Source organism: Serinicoccus chungangensis (assembly GCF_001483745.1).
Taxonomy (GTDB): Bacteria; Actinomycetota; Actinomycetes; order Actinomycetales; family Dermatophilaceae; genus Ornithinicoccus; species Ornithinicoccus chungangensis_A.
Genome location: NZ_LQBL01000028.1, coordinates 392,057 through 408,130, shown reverse-complemented (window position 1 = coordinate 408,130; position 16,074 = coordinate 392,057). Strand labels below are relative to the sequence as shown.

14 protein-coding genes are annotated in these 16,074 nt (G+C 74.0%); 6 read left to right on the top strand and 8 right to left on the bottom strand.

The annotated features are described in order from the left end of the window. Window positions 1-5: 5 nt before the first annotated feature. The 4 genes from lipA to lipB all read right to left on the bottom strand — a co-directional run bounded on the left by lipA (window position 6) and on the right by lipB (window position 3,974). Window positions 6-1,055, bottom strand: coding sequence for a lipoyl synthase (lipA, locus tag AVL62_RS10380; RefSeq protein WP_058891553.1), 1,050 nt, complete (start codon window positions 1,053-1,055; stop codon window positions 6-8). A gap of 109 nt (window positions 1,056-1,164) precedes the next feature. Further along, window positions 1,165-2,154 (bottom strand): hypothetical protein, encoded by a 990-nt coding sequence (locus tag AVL62_RS10375; RefSeq protein WP_058891552.1) that lies wholly within the window; start codon window positions 2,152-2,154, stop codon window positions 1,165-1,167. Next, the gene (locus AVL62_RS10370) at window positions 2,151-3,179 is read right to left on the bottom strand and encodes an ABC transporter ATP-binding protein (RefSeq protein ID WP_058891551.1); all 1,029 of its coding nucleotides are present in this window, start codon (window positions 3,177-3,179) and stop codon (window positions 2,151-2,153) included. The genes AVL62_RS10375 and AVL62_RS10370 overlap by 4 nt, the downstream gene beginning before the upstream one ends. A 117-nt stretch (window positions 3,180-3,296) precedes the next feature. Beyond that, a complete protein-coding gene (gene lipB, locus AVL62_RS10365) occupies window positions 3,297-3,974 on the bottom strand; it encodes a lipoyl(octanoyl) transferase LipB (protein ID WP_058891550.1) in 678 nt (225 codons plus the stop codon). 80 nt (window positions 3,975-4,054) lie between these two features. Between lipB and AVL62_RS10360 the strand changes: the two genes are divergently transcribed. Continuing rightward, window positions 4,055-5,737 carry a serine/threonine-protein kinase gene (locus AVL62_RS10360; protein WP_058891549.1) on the top strand — a complete coding sequence of 561 codons (1,683 nt, stop codon included), beginning with the start codon at window positions 4,055-4,057 and terminating at the stop codon, window positions 5,735-5,737. Here AVL62_RS10360 and AVL62_RS10355 read toward each other — a convergent pair. Continuing rightward, window positions 5,703-6,662: a TIGR01777 family oxidoreductase gene (locus AVL62_RS10355; protein ID WP_083518865.1), complete on the bottom strand. Its 960-nt coding sequence runs from the start codon at window positions 6,660-6,662 to the stop codon at window positions 5,703-5,705. The two genes, AVL62_RS10360 and AVL62_RS10355, sit on opposite strands and share 35 nt — an antisense overlap. Window positions 6,663-6,667: 5 nt before the next feature. Next, complete coding sequence (gene sucB, locus AVL62_RS10350) at window positions 6,668-8,674, bottom strand: 2-oxoglutarate dehydrogenase, E2 component, dihydrolipoamide succinyltransferase (RefSeq protein ID WP_058891548.1); 2,007 nt, start codon at window positions 8,672-8,674, stop codon at window positions 6,668-6,670. Window positions 8,675-8,861: 187 nt separating this feature from the next. Here sucB and AVL62_RS17300 point away from each other — a divergent pair, with 187 nt between their 5' ends. Continuing rightward, entirely contained in the window at window positions 8,862-9,038 is a 177-nt protein-coding gene (locus tag AVL62_RS17300) for a DUF5302 domain-containing protein (protein WP_161937878.1), read from the top strand. A gap of 75 nt (window positions 9,039-9,113) precedes the next feature. Here AVL62_RS17300 and AVL62_RS10345 read toward each other — a convergent pair whose 3' ends face one another. After that, window positions 9,114-10,634 (bottom strand): leucyl aminopeptidase, encoded by a 1,521-nt coding sequence (locus AVL62_RS10345; RefSeq protein ID WP_058891547.1) that lies wholly within the window; start codon window positions 10,632-10,634, stop codon window positions 9,114-9,116. A gap of 79 nt (window positions 10,635-10,713) precedes the next feature. On the opposite strand from AVL62_RS10345, the gene gcvT reads away from it, so the two are divergent. Further along, window positions 10,714-11,826: a glycine cleavage system aminomethyltransferase GcvT gene (gene gcvT / locus AVL62_RS10340; RefSeq protein WP_058891546.1), complete on the top strand. Its 1,113-nt coding sequence runs from the start codon at window positions 10,714-10,716 to the stop codon at window positions 11,824-11,826. Between the two features lie 33 nt (window positions 11,827-11,859). Here the strand turns inward: gcvT and AVL62_RS10335 are convergent, their stop codons facing one another. After that, on the bottom strand, window positions 11,860-12,453 hold the full coding sequence (locus AVL62_RS10335; RefSeq protein ID WP_083518864.1) for a DUF3043 domain-containing protein: 594 nt from the start codon (window positions 12,451-12,453) through the stop codon (window positions 11,860-11,862). Between the two features lie 58 nt (window positions 12,454-12,511). Here AVL62_RS10335 and AVL62_RS10330 point away from each other — a divergent pair, with 58 nt between their 5' ends. The 3 genes from AVL62_RS10330 to trpS are packed head-to-tail and all read left to right on the top strand — an operon-like array spanning window position 12,512 to window position 16,062. Beyond that, the gene (locus AVL62_RS10330; protein WP_058891545.1) at window positions 12,512-13,912 is read left to right on the top strand and encodes a dipeptidase; all 1,401 of its coding nucleotides are present in this window, start codon (window positions 12,512-12,514) and stop codon (window positions 13,910-13,912) included. Further along, on the top strand, window positions 13,902-14,870 hold the full coding sequence (locus AVL62_RS10325; RefSeq protein WP_058891544.1) for a glutathione S-transferase family protein: 969 nt from the start codon (window positions 13,902-13,904) through the stop codon (window positions 14,868-14,870). Before AVL62_RS10330 ends, AVL62_RS10325 begins: the two co-directional genes overlap by 11 nt. 52 nt (window positions 14,871-14,922) lie before the next feature. Next, window positions 14,923-16,062 (top strand): tryptophan--tRNA ligase, encoded by a 1,140-nt coding sequence (trpS, locus tag AVL62_RS10320; RefSeq protein ID WP_058891543.1) that lies wholly within the window; start codon window positions 14,923-14,925, stop codon window positions 16,060-16,062. Window positions 16,063-16,074: the final 12 nt, after the last annotated feature.

Genomic DNA, 16,074 nt, shown 5'->3' with positions numbered 1-16,074 from the left:
GGAGATCAGGATACGCGGGCGCGGGGCGTCTCCCGACGCTCCTGCGCCGCCACCAGCGAGGCCGCCTCCTGGCGGGCGGGGATGTCCGCCTCGGCCTGCTGGGCCAGGTGGGACAGGTGCTCGGGCACCTCGCGCCCCCACCGGCGCATGGCCTGCGCGTAGAGCTTGCCGGCCCGGTAGGAGCTGCGCACCAGCGGCCCGGCCATGACGCCCTTGAAGCCGATCTCCTCGGCGCGCTCGGACCAGTGGACGAACTCCTGGGGCTTGACCCACCGGTCGATGGGGTGGTGCAGCTTGGAGGGCCGGAGGTACTGCGTGATGGTGAGGATGTCGCACCCGGCGTCGTGCAGGTCCTGCATCGCCTGGTCGATCTCCTCCTCCGTCTCGCCCATCCCGAGGATGAGGTTGGACTTGGTCACCAGCTCGTCGTCCCGCGCCATCGACAGCACCCGCAGCGACTTGTCGTAGGTGAACGCGGGGCGGATCTTCTTGAAGATGCGCGGCACGGTCTCCAGGTTGTGCGCGAAGACCTCCGGACGCGCGTCGAACACCTGCTGGACCAGCTCCGGGACGGCGCCGAAGTCGGGGGGCAGGATCTCCACGCCGGTGGTGGGGTTGAGCTCGTGCACCTTGCGGATGACCTCGGCGTAGAGCCAGGCCGCGCCGTCCTTCTGGTCGTCTCGCGCGACCCCGGTGATGGTGGCGTAGCGCAGCTCCATGGTCCGGATGGACTCGGCGACCTTGCGCGGCTCCTCCCGGTCCAGCGGCAGCGGGCGCCCGGTCGAGATGTCGCAGAAGTCGCAGCGACGGGTGCAGATGTCACCGCCGATGAGGAAGGTCGCCTCGCGGTCCTCCCAGCACTCGAAGATGTTGGGGCACCCCGCCTCCTGGCAGACGGTGTGCAGCCCGCCGCTCTTCACCATGGAGTGCAGCTCCTGGTACTCCGGCCCCATCTTGGCCGTGGTCCGGATCCAGTCGGGCTTGCGCTCGATCGGCGTCTCGGCGTTGCGCGCCTCGACGCGCAGCAGTCGACGGCCCTCCGGTGCGACGGTCACAGGTGCTCCCTACGGTTCGGTTCGTTGTCACAGGTGACAACGCGTGCACCCCTCCAGGGTATGCCCCGTGCGCGCCGGTCGGTCCGGGCGGTCCACCCGCCCGAGCAGCTCAGTCGACGTCCGTGCGCAGGAACCGCCAGAGCGCGAGCCCGACGACGAGCAGCACGACGAGGATGAGCGTGGTGGCGGACTGGGCGAAGCTGAGCCGTTCCACCACCTCGCGGCACTCACCGGTCGGCCCCCAGCAGTCGGCATACACGGTCCACCGGGTGCCGTTCTCGACGAAGCCCTGGATGTTGCGGCCGAGGAGGTAGCGGGAGGCCTGCGGCAGCGAGGCCCCGAGGATCCCCTCCACCACGGCCAGGTAGCCCAGCAGCACCCCCACGACCACGGCGCTGTGCCGGACGAGGAAACCGGCGGCCGCGCCCAGCGCCCCGGCCAGGGCACCCAGCACCATGATCCGCACGACGGCCCAGGCGAGCACGACCCACTGGTCCGCGGTGCCCCCGCCGTCGATGCCGTGCCACCGGAAGACGGCGGGCACCCCGAGCAGGACGAGGCTCACGCCGACACCCGTCACGGGGAGGGCGACGATGGCGGCAGCCACCACCTTGGCGGCGAAGACGACGCCGCGGCGGGGCACGAAGGTGAGCCAGGACCCCATCGTGCGATGGGTGAACTCCGCGGCGACGTGGGTGGAGCCGACCAGCAGGGCCAGCAGGAGGAACGGGTAGGCGAGGGCGAGCAGGAGCTCGTCGTACTGACCGGCCAGGGAGGGCATCGCGCCGTACATCTGCTCCGGGGTCGGGGCCTGCATCTGGTCGCACCCGAAGTCGACCGAGGCGTCACCGCTGAGGCGGCGTTCCTCCTCCTGCGACTGCAGGCAGCTGGCCCGCTCCCGCTCGCCGTTCTCCTCCCACCACCGCAGCTGCTCCTGGAACGCCGCGTCGGCGCCGCTGCGGGCGCGCTCGAGCTGGACCGCCTGCTGGTTGACGGTGAACAGGGCGAAACCCGCGATGAGGGCGCTGGCCACCAGGGCCAGCACGACGATGCGCCGGGCCCGGAGCCGGTGCAGCTCGACCCCGACCAGCCGGATCATGCGGCCCCCTCCGCGCGCTCGGAGGTGCGCGCGGGCAGCGCGTCGTCCTCGGTGAGCTCGAGGAAGATCTGCTCCAGTCCCCTCCGGCTCGGCACCAGGCGCTCCACCCAGAGCCCCTGCCCCGCCAGCAGCCGGGTGATCTCGGCCGGGTGCGCGCCGGTGACGGTGAGCAGCCCGGCGACCTCCTCGTCCTCGGCCTGCCGGAGGGCCTCCGCCGCGTCCTGGCCACGGGGGCGGGCGAGCCACTCGGCGGCGAACCCGGCCTCGCGCAGCACGCGCACGGCGGCCCCGGGGTGGCGCACCCCGACCTCGACCGTCTCCCCGCCGGCGCCGATGAGCCCGGCCACCGAGCCCTGCGCCAGCACCCGGCCCCGTCCGATGATCGAGACCGTGTCGGCGATCTGCTCGACCTCGGAGAGGATGTGGCTGCTCACCAGGACCGTGCGCCCCTGGTCGGCGAGCCGCCGCATGGTGGTGCGGATCTCGTGGATGCCGGCCGGGTCGAGCCCGTTGGTGGGCTCGTCGAAGATGAGCAGGTCCGGCGCCTTGAGCAGGGTGGCGGCGATCGCCAGGCGCTGCTTCATCCCCAGGGAGTAGCTGCGGAAGGTGTCCTCGCCCCGGCCGCCCAGGCCGACCTCGTCCAGCACCTCGCCGACCCGGGAGGTCGGCGTGCCGATGGCCTCGGCGAGCAGGGTGAGGCTGCGGCGGCCGGTGAAGCCGGGGAAGAACTTCGGGGACTCCACGATGGCACCCACCCGGTCGACGACCGCCGGCAGCTCCCGGGGGACGGGGGTGCCGAAGATGCGCATCTCACCGGCGTCCGGCCGCACCAGGCCGAGCAGCATCCGGATGGTCGTCGTCTTGCCCGAGCCGTTCGGGCCCAGGAAGCCGTGCACGCCGCCCGTGGGGACGTCCATGTCCAGGCCGTGGACCGCGACCCTGCGCCCCCGCACGGTGCGGTAGGTCTTGCGCAGCCCGCGGATCGTCAGGGCCGGTCCCTCGTCGGTCGGGTGGGCCACGCTCACCTGCTCTCCTCGCGTCGGTGGGTGCCCGCACCGGGCACCCGCACGTGGCCAGTCAACCCTGGCTGTGTCGCGAGGTCGGCGTCTGTTGCAGGCGTGTCCCCGACCTCGGGTCGCCGGTCAGGCCCTCGGCGCGGTCTCCCGCCCGCCCAGGCCCGACGTGGCGGTCGGGGAGAGCACCCGGTCCAGGTGCCGCTCGACGACCGGCAGCACCTCCGGCACCCCCACCGGGCGGCCCAGCTCGGCCGACAGCGAGGTGACCCCGGCGTCGGCGATGCCGCACGGGATGATGGTGTCCGCCCAGCCCAGGTCGCAGTCGCAGTTGAGGGCGAAGCCGTGCATCGTCACGTCCTGGCTCACCCGGATGCCGATGGCTCCGATCTTGCGCTCGGGACGGTCCGCGTCCGCGGGCAGCCAGACGCCGGAGCGGCCCTCCACCCGGGTCGCCTCGACCCCCAGCTCGGCGCACACCCCGATCATCATGTCCTCCAGCCGGCGCACGTGCGCCACCACGTCGACGGGGGAGGGCAGCCGGACGATGGGGTAGCCCACGAGCTGCCCCGGCCCGTGCCAGGTGATCTTGCCGCCCCGGTCGACGTCGACGACGGGCGTCCCGTCCAGGGGGCGCTCGTGGGCCTCGGTGCGCCGGCCGGCCGTGTAGACCGCGGCGTGCTCGAGCAGCAGGACCGTGTCCGGCAGGTCACCGCTCACCACCCGGGCGTGGACCTCGCGCTGGTGCTCCCACGCCTGGACGTAGTCCACGAGGTCGGGGGCCAGACCGAGGTGCTCGAGACGCATACCAGCACTGTAGCCCCCGGTGGTCGCAGGCCTGTGGACAACTCCTGCACACCGACCCGGCGAGCGGGCAGGCTGTCGGTATGACGCCCCCCACGGTCCCCGGATACGACCTGCTCGACCCGCTGGGGGTCGGCGGGAGCGGGCAGGTGTGGCGGGCACGCCGCCGGGCGGACGGTCTGCCGGTGGCGGTCAAGCTCGTGCGTGCCGGCGCCGGCGACGGGGCCGCCCTGACCGGCGTCCTCGCCGAGGCGGGCCTGCTCGCGGGCCTGCGTCACCAGCACGTGCTGCACCTCTACGACGTGCTCCCGCTCGGTGACCCCGGGGACCCGACGGTGGCCGTCGTGACCCAGCTCGCGGCGGGCGGCTCCCTCGCCCAGGTGCTGCGCCGCCGCCGGCTGCTCTCGCCCGGCGAGCTGGTGACCGTGCTGCACCCGATCTCGGGCGCCCTGGGCGACCTGCACCGCGCAGGCGTCGTGCACGGCGACGTCTCACCGGGCAACCTGCTCTTCCGCAGCGACGGCATGCCGCTCCTCGGCGACCTGGGCGCGGCGCGGGTGGCGGGGGAGCAGGGGCTGCGCGGGTGGGGCACCGCCGCCCAGGAGGGGATGGTGGCCCCCGAGGTGCTGGAGGGCTTCGTGGCCACGGCCGAGTCCGACGTCTACCAGGTGGGCGCGGTGGCGTGGCTCTGCCTGGTGGGGGAGCGCCCGGGGCCGGGCTTCGACCGGCCGGCCCTCGGCGACCTCGCGCCCGCCCTGCCCCCTGCGCTGGTCGAGCTGGTGCAGGCCTGCATGGCGCCGCAGCCCGAGGACCGGCCCGCGGCCGACGACCTCCCGACCGCCCTGCTGGCGGTCGCCGACCCCGAGCCGGTGGAGGTGGCTCCCGGTGCCGACGCCGCGACCGGCCTGACCGAGCGCCTGCGGCAGGTGGCCCTCGCGGACGCCGAGGACCGGGCGGGGAGGCCGGGCACGGTCCGGCGGTGGTGGCGGCGACCCCTCGGACGCGCCCCCGTCCGGACGCCGGCCCGTCCGCGTCCGGAGGGCGGGGTCGGTCGGTCCGCGGGCCGGAGCCGCGGCGGCGGCGCGCACCGGGTGCCCGACGGCACCGGACCCGCCAGCGCGACCCGGGTGGGGATGGTGCTGGGGCTCGGGCTCGTGCTGGCCGTGGTCGGCGCCACGCTGTGGGCCGTGCTGCAGGCCGGGCCGGCGCCCTCGGGGGTGGCCGGGGCCGTGCCGACCCCACCGGCACCGGTCGCCCGGACCGCCGGTCCCCCCTCGTCGGGACCGGGGTCGGCGACGCCCTCCCCGGCCGAGGTGGTCACGGGCACCGACCCGGCGCCCGCGACGGGCGCGACGGGCGACGACGGAGCGGTCCGGGACGTCGTGCAGGGCCTCCTCGACCACCGGTCCGCCGCCTGGGAGGAGGGGGACCTCGAGCGGCTGCGCCGGGTCACCGCGCCCGGGTCCGTGGCGGACGAGCACGAGCGCGCGCTGCTCGGGGAGGCCGCCGAGCAGGGCCTGCGCTACCCCTCGGTGGACTTCGAGGTGACCCAGGCGGTGGTGGAGGAGCGCGACACCGGTCGGCTGGTCGTCGACGCCACCGTGCGCAGCCCGGACCTCGAGGTATGGCGTGGGGCCGAGCGGGTGCACGCCGCGGCGGGCGGTGTCGAGCGGGTCCGGATGGTGCTGACGGTGCACGACCGGGCCTGGCTGGTGGAGCGGTGGGAACCGCTCAGGCCCTCAGCTCCTCGACCACCCACCGGGTAGCCCGCCCCCGGTCCGGGTGCGTGAACTCGAACCCGGACCGCTCCAGCACCCGGGGCAGGGCGCGGGTCGAGGCCAGGATCTCCTGGGACATCTCGCCGAGCACCAGCCGCAGGGCCCACCCGGGGGCGGGCAGGATGGCCGGGCGGTGCAGCTCGCCGGCCAGCTCGCGGGTCACCTGCTGCTGGGTGGCCGGCGACGGGGCGCTGAGGTTGACGGGCCCGGTGACGTCGGCACGGTCCAGGAGGTGGACGAGGGCGCGCACCTCGTCGTGCAGGGTGATCCAGGGCCACCAGGCGTCGCCTCCGGCGAGCGGGCCGGCCAGCCCGAGCCGGACCAGCGGCAGCAGCCGACCGAGCGCGCCGCCGTCGGGGGACAGGACGATCCCGGTGCGCGCGTGCGCCACCGGCACCCCGGCCTCCTCCGCGGCCCCGGTCGCGGCCTCCCAGTCCTGGACCAGCCGGGCCAGGAACCCCTCTCCCGCCGGGCTGTCCTCGGTGAGCACCTCGTCGCCGCGGTCGCCGTAGAAGCCGACGGCGGAGCCGGAGACCAGGCGCGGCCGGTGCCCGTCGGCCGAGGCGACCTCCGCGAGGGCGCGGGCGATCGTCCGGGTGCCGTCGAGGCGCGAGGAGACGAGGACGGCCTTGCGCTCCTCGGTCCACCGCCGGTCACCGATGCCTGCCCCGGCGAGGTGCACGACGCCGGCGACGCCCTCGAGGGTCCCGGGGTCCAGCCGGTCCCCGGGGGACCACCGCGCCTCCCGGACCCCGTCCGGGAGGCGGGCCGCGGGTGCCGGGTCGCGGCGCACCAGGTGAAGCACCTGGTCGCCGCGACCGCGCAGCACCTCGCTCAGCCGCGACCCGATGAGCCCGCTGGCGCCGGTGATGGCGACCAGCCGCGGGCCGGACGGGGTGTCAGGGAGGCTCACGTCGGTCAGACCTCGAACTTGCCGTCCTGCAGCCGCTCCTTCATCGTCGCGAGGAAGCGCGCGGCGTCGGCCCCGTCCACGACGCGGTGGTCGTAGCTGATCGCGAGGTAGACCATGTCGCGGATGGCGATGGTCTCCATCCCGTCCTCGTCCACGACCACGACCGGGCGCTTGACGACCGCCCCGGTCCCGAGGATGCCGACGTTGGGCTGGTTGATGATCGGCGTGTCGAACAGCGCGCCGCGGGACCCGGTGTTGGTCAGCGTGAAGGTGCCGCCGGACAGCTCGTCCGGTCCGACCTTGTTGTCCCGCGTCCGCTCGGCCAGGTCCGCGATCTTGCGGGCCAGCCCGGCGATGTTGAGGTCGCCGGCGTCCTTGATCACCGGGACCAGCAGCCCGCGCGGGGTGTCCACGGCGACACCCAGGTGCTCGGCCGCGTGGTAGACGATGGAGTCGTCCTCGACGCTGGCGTTGACGATCGGGTGCTCCTTGAGCGCCTCGATCGCCGCCATGGCGAAGAACGGCATGTAGGACAGCTTGGTGCCCTCACGCTTGAGGAACTCGTCCTTGGCCCGCTTGCGCAGCCGGGAGATCTTGGTGACGTCGACCTCGACGACCGTCGTGAGCTGGGCGCTGGTCTGCAGCGACTCGACCATGCGGGTGGCGATGACCTTGCGCAGCCGCGACATCTTCTCGGTGGTGCCCCGCTTGGCGTCCCCGCCGCCGGAGGCTCCGCCACCGGTGGGCGCGGCACCCGAGGTGCTCTCGGCGGGAGCCTGCTCGGCCGGGGCCTGCTCGGACGCCGCCTGCTCGGAGGCGGCCTTCTCGCTCTGCTCCTTCTGGGCCTGGGCGGCGTCCAGCACGTCCTGCTTGCGGACGCGGCCGCCCACCCCGGTGCCGCTCAGCGAGGCCAGGTCCACGCCGTGCTGCGCGGCCAGCTTGCGCACCAGCGGGGTGACGTAGGCACTCACGTCCTGGGACGGCGCCTCGGCGGAGCCCGAGCGCTGCTGGGAGTCCGGGGTGCCGTCGCCGTCGGCGTCCTTGTGCGAGGTGGTGCCGTTCTCGGTGGAGGTGGTCCCCACGCCGGTGGCGACGCCGGAGTCGTCGGCCTCGGACGTGCCGGACTTCTCGGCCGACTCCTCGGCGGCCTGCTCGTGCTTCTCCGACTCCTCGGCGAGGTCGTCGGAGGACCCGCCCTGGTCGTCGCCGGACGCCTCGTCCTGCTCCTCGGCGTCGGTCTCCTCCTGCTCGTCCCCGGAGCCCGGGTCCGCGTCGTCGGCACCGGCGCTGTCGTCCTGCTGCTCCTGCCCGTCGTCGGAGGACCCGGAGGACTCGCCCCCGATCACGGCGAGCTCGCCGCCCACCTCGACCGTCTCGTCCTCGGCCGCGAGGATGGAGGTGAGGACACCCGCCACGGGGGAGGGGATCTCGGTGTCGACCTTGTCGGTCGAGACCTCGAGCAGCGGCTCGTCGACCTCGACCGTGTCGCCCTCGGACTTCAGCCAGCGGGTGACCGTGCCCTCGGTCACCGACTCGCCCAGCGCCGGCATGGTGACCGTCTCGCCGCCCGAGGAGCCACCACCGGAGGAGTCGCCGCCCGAGGAGTCGCTCCCGGAGGAGTCGCCCCCGGAGGAGGCCTCGGCCGACGTGTCGTCGGAGGACCCGTCGCCGTCGGAGGTCTGGTCGTCCGCCTGCTCCTGCTCGTCCGCCTCGGAGGAGTCGTCCTGCTGGGCGTCGGCGTCGGAGGAGCCGCCGTCGTCCCCGGAACCGCCGTCGTCGTCACCCACCACGCACAGGTCCGCCCCCACCTCGACGGTGTCGTCCTCCTCGGCGAGGATCTCCTGCAGCACGCCGGCGACCGGGGAGGGGATCTCGGTGTCGACCTTGTCGGTCGAGACCTCGAGCAGCGGCTCGTCGACCTCGACGGCGTCGCCGACGCTCTTCAGCCAGCGGGTGATGGTCCCCTCGGTGACGGACTCACCGAGGGCGGGCATCGATACACGTTCCGACATGTGTTGACTCTCTCCTCGTCCGGGGCCTGCAGTCTACGGGTGATGCTGCCGCTGGGTCAGGCGTGGTGCCACCCAGGAAGGCCGGTCCGTGCGCCATCCTGCCACCTGCCGGAAATGCGGTGGCGGCCGATCCTCGCGCGTGTCAGGGTGAGCCCGTCATGTCCGGCGAGAGTGAGGAGGTGGCCCGATGAGCAACGATCCGGTCACGGAGGACGTCAAGGCCAAGTTCCGCGAGGCCCTGGCCCGCAAGCAGGCTCACGGAGGCACGGACGTCTCGGACCACTCCGAGCACGGCAAGGTCGCGCAGGAGCGCGGCGCCAAGACCTCGGGTGCCCAGCAGATGTTCCGCCGCAAGAGCGGCTGACGTCCCGGAGACGGACGCGAGGGGCACCACCGCGACGCGGTGGTGCCCCTCGTGCGTGTGCGCCCGGGGTGGGGGTCAGCCCGCCAGGGAGCGGGCCAGCGCCACCAGGGGTCGGACCCCGGCACCGGTCCCGCCCTTGGGGTGGTACCCCCACGCGGACTTCTCGTTGAAGGCCGGCCCGGCGATGTCCAGGTGCGCCCACGGGATCTGCCGGGCCTCCTCGCCCTCGCCCCGGGTCCCGACGAACTCCTGCAGGAAGGTGGCGGCCACCATGGCCCCGGCCGAGCGCTCCCCGGTGTGCTTGAGGTCGGCGACCGGGCTGTCGAGGGTGGGCCGGATCTCCTCGGGCATCGGCAGCGCCCAGGCGGTGTCGCCGGACTCCGTCCCGAGCCGCACGAGGGTGTCCCGCAGCTCGTCGTCGTTGCCCATGACCCCCATGGTGCGCTCGCCGAGGGCGACGATGCAGGCACCGGTGAGGGTGGCGACGTCGACGATGGCGTCGGGCTGCTGCTCGGTGGCCAGGGCCAGCCCGTCGGCCATGACGAGGCGGCCCTCGGCGTCGGTGTTGATGATCTCGACGGTGCGACCGCCACGCATCGTCACGACGTCGCCCGGACGCTGCGCCAGGTCGCCGGTCATGTTCTCGGCGAGGCAGAGGTATGCCGTCACCTGCACCGGGAGGCCGAGCTCGGCGATCGCGAGGGTCGCCGCCGCGCAGGCCGCGGCCCCGCCCATGTCCATCTTCATCGTCACCATCGAGGCGCCCGGCTTGAGGCAGAGCCCACCGGAGTCGAAGGTGATGCCCTTGCCGACCAGGGCCAGGTGCTTCGACGCGCCCGCCGGGGTGTAGCGCAGGGTGACGAGCCGAGGCCCGCGTGCCGAGCCCTGCCCGACCCCGATGATGCCGCCGCAGCCCTCCGCGTCCAGGCGATCGTGGTCCCAGACCTCCACCTCCACGCCGGCCTCGCCGGCACGGCGCACGACGTCGTCCGCGAAGCTCTCGGGGTAGAGCAGGTTGGGGGGCGTGTTGACCAGGTCGCGGGCGTAGCAGACCCCCGCGACCAGGGCCTCGACCTCCGCCTGCGCGGCCGCCGCCTCCTCACCGCTCACCCCGGTCACCGAGGCCCGGGCCAGCCCGCGCTTCGCGGTGCCGGACTTGCCCACGCCGTGCTGCTCGGCATACGTGTAGGCGCCCAGCGCGACCCCCTCGGCGACGGCGACCGCCTCCTGCCGGTCCTGCTGACCGAGGGCGAAGACGGCCGACCCGCGGCCGGCCAGCGCCCGGGCGGCCGCCCCGGCGGCCCGCCGCAGCTGCTCGGTGCGGGGGGCGGGGCCGCGGCCGGCGACGCCGACGACCACGACGAGCGGTGCCGCGATCCCCGCCACCCCGGTCAGGCGGGTGACCTCCTCGGCGCCACCCTCGGCCCCGACGGCCACCAGGGCCTCCTGCAGCGCGGTGGCCGCCTCGTCGGACAGTCCGGATCCGGGCAGCAGGCTCACCGAGCCGTCCTGCTTGGCGGCCCCCACCACGAGGGCGTCGGCGCCGGTGGTGGTGGGGTCGTCGTCGGTGAAGGTCACGGGCGTGCGGGCAGCCATGGAGCGTCCTTGTCGTCGGTGGTGCGGGGTGGTCCGGCTCCGAGACTAGGACACCGGGCAGCCACTAGGGTGGCTGCCCATGAGCGACTCCGCGACGAAGACGTCCCCCCTGCACGAGAGGCATGTCGCGCTCGGCGCGAAGATGGCCGACTTCGGAGGATGGTCGATGCCGATCGAGTACCAGGGGGGCGGCGTCGTCGCCGAGCACACCGCGGTGCGCGAGCGCGTGGGTCTGTTCGACGTCTCGCACCTCGGCAACGCCTCGGTCTCGGGCCCGGGCGCGAAGGACTTCCTCAACCGCTGCCTCACCAACGACCTGGACCGCATCCAGCCGGGGCAGGCGCAGTACACGACGTGCTGCGCCGAGGACGGGGGCGTGGTCGACGACATGATCGCCTACTTGCGCTCGGAGGAGGAGGTCCTCCTCATCCCCAACGCCGCCAACACCGCCACCGTGGTGCGCCTGCTGCAGGAGGCGCCGGACCGGCCGGAGGAGGTCGTGGTCGAGGACCAGCACGAGGACTACGCCATCCTGGCGCTCCAGGGCCCTCGGGTGGACGAGGTCATGGAGGCGGTGGGCCTGCCGACCGGGCACGGCTACATGAGCTTCGTCGAGGCGCGCCGGGACGGGGTCCCGGTGACGGTGTGCCGCACGGGCTACACCGGAGAGCGGGGCTACGAGCTGGTGTGCGCGGTGGCCGACGCCCCCGCGCTGTGGGACGCGCTCATGGCGGCCATGGGGCCGGTGGACGGGTTGGCCTGCGGTCTGGGGGCCCGGGACACGCTGCGCACGGAGATGGGCTACGCCCTCCACGGCAACGAGCTGTCCCCGCAGATCACGCCGGTCATGGCGCGCACCGGCTGGGCGGTGGGGTGGGGCAAGCCCGCGTTCTGGGGCCGGGAGAGGCTGGTCGCGCAGAAGGAGGCCAAGGAGTCGCGGCTGTCCGGCGGGCTGGTGGTCACCGGCCGAGGGATCCCCCGGGCCGGCTGCCGGGTGCTGGACCAGGACGGCCGCGAGGTCGGGACGGTCACCTCCGGCACCTTCAGCCCGACCCGCCGGCAGGGTGTCGCGCTGGCCCTCCTGGACCGCGGGGTGCAGCAGGGCGACGCGCTGGTGGTCGACGTCCGGGGCCGGGAGGTCCCGGTCGAGGTGGCCAAGCCGCCGTTCGTCTCGGGGGGAGCCGCGGGCTGAGCCGGCCGCGACGGGGGTGGCGGCCCGGCGGGATCAGCGTCGGCGCAGCTCGGACCCCCGGTCGACGGCCGGCCGGGGGATCCGGCTGCGGCGCATCTGGAAGGCCCGGAGCACGACGTACCAGGCCGAGCCCCGCCCGGGCGCGTGCCCGAAGGTGGCCGTGAAGCGCGTGCGCGTGCGGCGCCACAGCAGCCAGCAGTCGACGATGCCGCCGAGCATGAGGGCGTAGGCGACGAGGAAGGTGCCTCCCCGGGCCCAGTCGAAGGGCAGCAGGGAGATGGCCAGCACGAGGATCATCGCCGGGAGCAGGATCTCGCCGACGTTCCACCGGGTGTCCACCGCGTCACGCAGGTAGCGCCGCTCGGGACCCTTGTCCCGGGCGGGCAGGTACTTCTCCTCGCCGTCCAGCATGGCCTCGCGGACCCGGGCGCGCTCGGCGCGGACCTTGGCCTTCTGCTCGGCGGTCTGCGCCTTGCGGTCGACCACGAGGGGTCGGCGGTTGGCGGCCTCCGCGTCGCGTCGCCGCGGGGTGGGGCGGCCCTTGCCACCCGGCCGTGCCGGGTCGGTCGGCGGAGCGGTGGTCACCGGTTCCGGGGCCACCTCGGTCGACTTCTTCCCGAACAGCACAGGACGCAGTCTACTGGTCGCCCGTGGCGCGCCGGCCCGCGTCGCTACCCTGGGCCGCGTGACTTCCCCCACCGACGACCGACCGACGACGACGCAGCAGCGGACCGGAGAGCTCGCCGCGCGGATGGCCGAGCTCATGCCCGGCGTGCGCTCGGACCTCGAGGCCCTCACCCGCATCCCCTCGGTCTCCCTCGACTCCTTCGACCAGCGCTACGTCGAGGACAGCGCAGCGGCCACGGCCGACCTGCTGCGGGCCGAGGGGCTGGAGGTGCGGGTGGTGCGCGAGGGCGGGCGACCGGCCGTCATCGGTCACCTCCCCGCGCCGCAGGGTGCCCCGACGGTCCTGCTCTACGCGCACCACGACGTGCAGCCCCCCGGCGACGACGCCGACTGGGACACCCCGGTCTTCTCGCCCACCCAGGTGGGGGACCGCTTGTACGCCCGGGGGGTCGCCGACGACAAGGCGGGGATCATGGCCCACGTCGCGGCGCTGCGGGCGCACGCGGGCCGGCCCCCCGTGGGCGTGACGGTGTTCGTCGAGGGTGAGGAGGAGGTGGGCTCGGACTCGCTGCCCCGCATCCTGGAGGCGCACGGTGCGGACCTGGAGTGCGACGCGATCGTGCTGGCCGACTCGCACAACTGGAAGGTCGGGGTTCCCGCGCTGACGACGACCCTGCGCGGCATGGTGCGGGTGGTGGTGGAGGTGCGCGCCCTCGAGCACGGTCTGCACAGCGGCCTCTACGGCGGCGTCGTGCCTGACGGCCTCACCGCGCTGTGCCGCCTGCTGGCCACGCTGCACACGGAGGACGGCGACGTGGCCGTGCCGGGTCTGCGCACCTCCGAGGCGGCCGACCTCGACTTCTCCGAGGACGACCTGCGGGCCGACGCGGGCCTGCCGGAGGGGGTCCGCACCATCGGTACCGGCTCCCTGCTGTCCCGGATGTGGACCCGACCCTCGATGACCGTCATCGGGATCGACGCGCCCGCGGTGGACGCCGCCGCGAACCTGCTCACCCCGGTCGGGCGGGCCAAGCTGTCCATGCGGCTGCACCCCGAGGAGGACCCGGCGCGGGCCGCGGAGGCGCTCACCCGCCACCTGCAGGAGCACGCGCCCTGGGGCTGCCAGGTGGACGTCACCGTGGTCGACGACGGCCGGGGGTTCGCCGCGGACGCGCAGGGGCCGGTCTACGACGCCGCCCGTGCCGCCTTCCGGGACGCCTGGGACGGGGTCGACCCGGTGGACATCGGGGTGGGGGGCTCGATCCCGTTCGTGGCGGCCTTCGCCGAGCGCTTCCCCGACGCGGCCATCCTCGTCACCGGGGTGGAGGACCCGGACACCCGGGCGCACGCGGCCAACGAGAGCCTGCACCTGGGCGAGTTCGAGCGGGTATGCCTGGCCGAGGCGCTCCTGCTGGACCGGCTGGCGGGTGCAGGGCATGATGGGGACCATGATGAGTGACGATTCAACTACCCGCTCCGAAGGTTCCTCCGGCTACGTCAGCTCCGAGGGCAGCTTCGAGCGCAAGAGCCACTACATCCCCGAGCGGATCACGCGCGACGGACGCGACGGCTTCCCGGTGGAGCCGGGCCGCTACCGCCTCGCCGTCTCGCGGGCCTGCCCGTGGGCCCACCGCACGATCCTCACCCGTCACCTGCTGGGACTCGAGGACGCCATCAGCATGGCCGTCGCCGGACCGGTGCACGACGAGGACTCCTGGACCTTCGACCTGGACCCCGGCGGCGTGGACCCGGTGCTGGGCATACCCCGCCTCAAGGACGCCTACGACGCCCGCCCCGAGGGCTACCCGGACTCGGGCATCACCGTGCCCGCCTTCGTCGACACCACGACCGGCCGGGTGGTGACCAACGACTTCCACCAGATGGTCAAGGACCTCGTCACCGAGTGGGGCGACCACCACGCCCCGGACGCCCCGGACCTGTGGCCCGAGCACCTGCGGGACGAGATCGAGGAGGTATCCGACCTGGTCTACGCGGACGTCAACAACGGTGTCTACCGCTGCGGCTTCGCGGGCAGCCAGGAGGCCTACAACGAGGCCTTCGAGCAGCTGTTCTCCCGGCTCGACTGGCTCTCCGAGCGGTTGGCCGACCAGCGCTACCTCGTCGGTGACCAGCTCACCCTCGCCGACGTGCGCCTCTGGCCCACGCTCGTGCGCTTCGACGCGGCCTACCACGGCCACTTCAAGTGCAACCGGCACAAGCTGACCGAGATGCCCGTGCTGTGGGCCTACGCCCGGGACCTGTGGCAGACGTGGGACTTCGGGTCCACCGTCGACCTGGAGCACGTCAAGGCGCACTACTACGCGACGCACCGCGACATCAACCCGACCGGTGTCGTCCCGCTCGGTCCCGACACCAGCGGCTGGACCACGCCGCACGGGCGGGAGTCGCTGCGCTGACGGTGGACCACCCGCGCCGCACCGGCGGCGCGGGTGGCTACCATCACTCGTCGTGACCACCGAGCCCCAGACGACCCGACCGCAGGACGACCCCGGCAGCGAGGCGCTCTCGGACTCCACGTCCGAGGCCTCCCTGCGCCGCAGCACGGCCCGCAGCGAGCAGATCTGGGCGGACCTGGAGCACCACCCCTCCCGCTACCGGATGCTCACGGGGGACCGCCCCACCGGCCACCTGCATCTGGGCCACTACTTCGGCAGCCTGCGCAACCGGGTGGCCCTCCAGGACCAGGGCGTGGACACCTGGGTGCTCATCGCCGACTACCAGGTCATCACCGACCGGGACACCGTCGACTCGATCCAGGAGCGGGTGTTCTCGCTGCTCGCCGACTACCTGGCGGTGGGGGTCGACCCGGCACGCACCACGATCTTCGCGCACTCCCAGGTGCCCGCGCTCAACCAGCTGCTGCTGCCCTTCCTGTCGCTCGTGACCGACGCCGAGCTGCGCCGGAACCCCACGGTGAAGGCCGAGCAGGAGGCGACCGGCGGCCGGCCCATGACCGGTCTCATGCTCACCTACCCCGTCCACCAGGCCGCCGACATCCTCTTCTGCAAGGCCAACGTCGTCCCGGTCGGCAAGGACCAGCTGCCGCACGTGGAGCAGACCCGGGTGGTGGCCCGGCGCTTCGACGAGCGCTACGGCCGGGCCGGGGACGGCTCGGCGCCGGTCTTCCCCGCCCCCGACGCGCTGCTCTCCGAGGTCCCGAACCTGCTGGGCACCGACGGGCAGAAGATGAGCAAGTCCCGCGGCAACGTCATCGAGCTGCGGATGAGTGCCGACGACACCGCGCGTGCCGTCAAGAAGGCCGTCACCGACCCCCACCGGCACATCACCTACGACCCGGTCGGGCGCCCGGAGGTCTCCAACCTCGTGCTGCTGGCCTCCCTGACGACCGGTCGCGACCCGCACGCCGTCGCCGACGAGATCGGGGACGGCGGGTCCGGCGCCCTCAAGCGGGTGGTCACCGAGGCGGTGAACGAGCACCTCGCCCCGCTCCGGGCACGCAGGGCCGAGCTGGAGGCGGACCCGGCCGAGCTGCGGCGGGTGCTCGCCGCCGGCAACGCGCACGCGAACGACGTGGCCGAGGCCACGTTGTCCGAGGTGCGCGAGGCCATGCAGATGGTCTACGCCTGAGTCCCGGCGCGG